We start from the raw sequence: 1,985 nt of genomic DNA on the forward strand, positions 1-1,985 counted from the left end.
AATGATTCGGTTCATAAAGCTAAACTTTCGTCAATGTCTTAACTTAATGACATTGAACAAAAGATGTGCGATTATTTTTTTAGTACAGTATTTATTTAAAAGTATATTTTCCTTTGATTTAATAGTGTTATTCCCACAAAATATGGCATTCAAAATTACCGTATGTATACATATTGTGGTACTCTAATTAATGATTGAACAGAAAAGGAATGAAAAAGATGGCAATTCTAGAACAACCATATTTAGATCTTTTAAATAAGATAATGACAACTGGTCACAATAAAGATGATCGTACCGGAACAGGTACACGCAGTCTTTTTGGTGCACAAATGCGTTTTGACCTTTCAAAGGGCTTTCCCATTTTAACTACTAAACGAGTACCATTTGGTTTGATTAAAAGTGAACTTCTTTGGTTTCTGCGAGGAGATACTAATATTCGCTTTTTGCTTCAACATAAAAACCATATTTGGGATGAGTGGGCTTTTGAAAATTGGGTAAATAGTGATGAATATCATGGTCCAGATATGACCAACTTTGGTTTGCGTAGCCAGTCGGATCCAGAATTTAATAAAGTTTACCGTGAAGAAATGAAAAAGTTTGACCAACGAATTCTTGATGATGCGGACTTTGCTAAGAAATATGGCAGTTTAGGTGATGTTTACGGTGCACAGTGGCGGCACTGGAAGAAGCGTGACGGTGGTCATATCGATCAGATTGCAAATGTAATTAAGAAGATTAAAACTACTCCAGATTCACGTAGAATGATTGTTACCGCATGGAACCCAGAAGATGTGCCTAATAGTGCACTTCCACCATGCCATGTATTGTTCCAGTTCTACGTAGTTGATGGCAAGTTGAGTCTGCAACTTTACCAGCGTTCTGGTGATATGTTCTTAGGCGTGCCTTTTAATATTGTCAGTTATTCCTTGTTGTTGCATATGATTGCACGCGAAACAGATCTACAAGTGGGCGAATTTGTTCATACTTTAGGTGATGCACATATTTATGATAACCACTTTGATCAGGTAAAAGAACTGCTTAGCCGTAAGCCATATGATTCACCGCAATTGTGGCTTAATCCAGATAAGAAACACATTGATGATTTCGAAATGCGTGATATTAAATTGATTGGCTATAAACATCACGGTACAATTAAGGCTCCAGTAGCCGTTTAAAGAATGGACGGGATAGAGTATGATAACTTATGTATGGGCCGAAGACCAAAAGCACCAAATTGGCATTAATGGTCATTTGCCTTGGCATTTGCCAGCTGATATGAAACATTATAAAAAAGAGACGATGGGGCACCCAATGATCATGGGGCGAAGAACATTTGCGAGCTTCCCCAAAGTTTTACCAGGTCGCAAGCATATTGTTTTAAGTAGAAACGAAGACCTAGCAAAAAAATATGCTGATAATAAACAAGTCCTAGTTTTACCTTCACTTGATAAGTTAAATGATTGGCTTGATCAGCATAAAGATGAAAAAGTTTGTGCAGTAGGTGGGGCTTCAATCTTTAAGGCTCTGCTTAACCGGGTAGACTGCTTAGAAAAAACGCAGATCGACGCAACTTTTAAAGCAGATACGGTAATGCCGGCAATTGATTATTCGCAATTTACTTTAATAAAGAATGAGCATCATGATCCAGATAGTAAAAACAAATATCCGTACTCGTTTTTAACCTATATTAGAAAAGGGGAACCTATACAGAATGGGTAATGCAAGAAAATTAAGGAAAGTAATCTACTCTGGGATCATTTTTCTAATAACAATTATTTTATTTATCACTAGCATAGTTTTAGCCAAAATGTTGAACCCGATGTTTTGGTGGGGAGCAATTGGCATGGCTTTTGTTACTTGGGGAATTTTGGACTGGCACATATCATTTATTCGTGCTTATAAGAAAAGTAAAAAGAAGTAGAAAAAAGTATTGAACTGAGACCTAAAAATTAGACAGTTTAAAATACAGGATTAATAGAGGCTTG

At 36.3% G+C, this 1,985-nt stretch carries 3 protein-coding genes; all 3 read left to right on the top strand.

The window, feature by feature from the left end; all coding sequences use genetic code 11:
• Positions 1 to 218: 218 nt before the first annotated feature.
• From FC77_RS07505 to FC77_RS07515, 3 genes are read left to right on the top strand one after another with little or no spacing between them, the layout of a single operon-like run.
• The gene (locus tag FC77_RS07505) at positions 219 to 1,175 is read left to right on the top strand and encodes a thymidylate synthase (RefSeq protein WP_054682321.1); all 957 of its coding nucleotides are present in this window, start codon (positions 219 to 221) and stop codon (positions 1,173 to 1,175) included.
• A gap of 19 nt (positions 1,176 to 1,194) precedes the next feature.
• Positions 1,195 to 1,719 carry a dihydrofolate reductase gene (locus FC77_RS07510; protein ID WP_056971007.1) on the top strand — a complete coding sequence of 175 codons (525 nt, stop codon included), beginning with the start codon at positions 1,195 to 1,197 and terminating at the stop codon, positions 1,717 to 1,719.
• The gene (locus FC77_RS07515; protein ID WP_056971008.1) at positions 1,712 to 1,921 is read left to right on the top strand and encodes a hypothetical protein; all 210 of its coding nucleotides are present in this window, start codon (positions 1,712 to 1,714) and stop codon (positions 1,919 to 1,921) included. Before FC77_RS07510 ends, FC77_RS07515 begins: the two co-directional genes overlap by 8 nt.
• The last annotated feature ends 64 nt before the right edge of the window (positions 1,922 to 1,985 follow it).

The sequence above is a fragment of the Lactobacillus acetotolerans DSM 20749 = JCM 3825 genome (genome assembly GCF_001436775.1).
Taxonomy (GTDB): domain Bacteria; phylum Bacillota; class Bacilli; order Lactobacillales; family Lactobacillaceae; genus Lactobacillus; species Lactobacillus acetotolerans.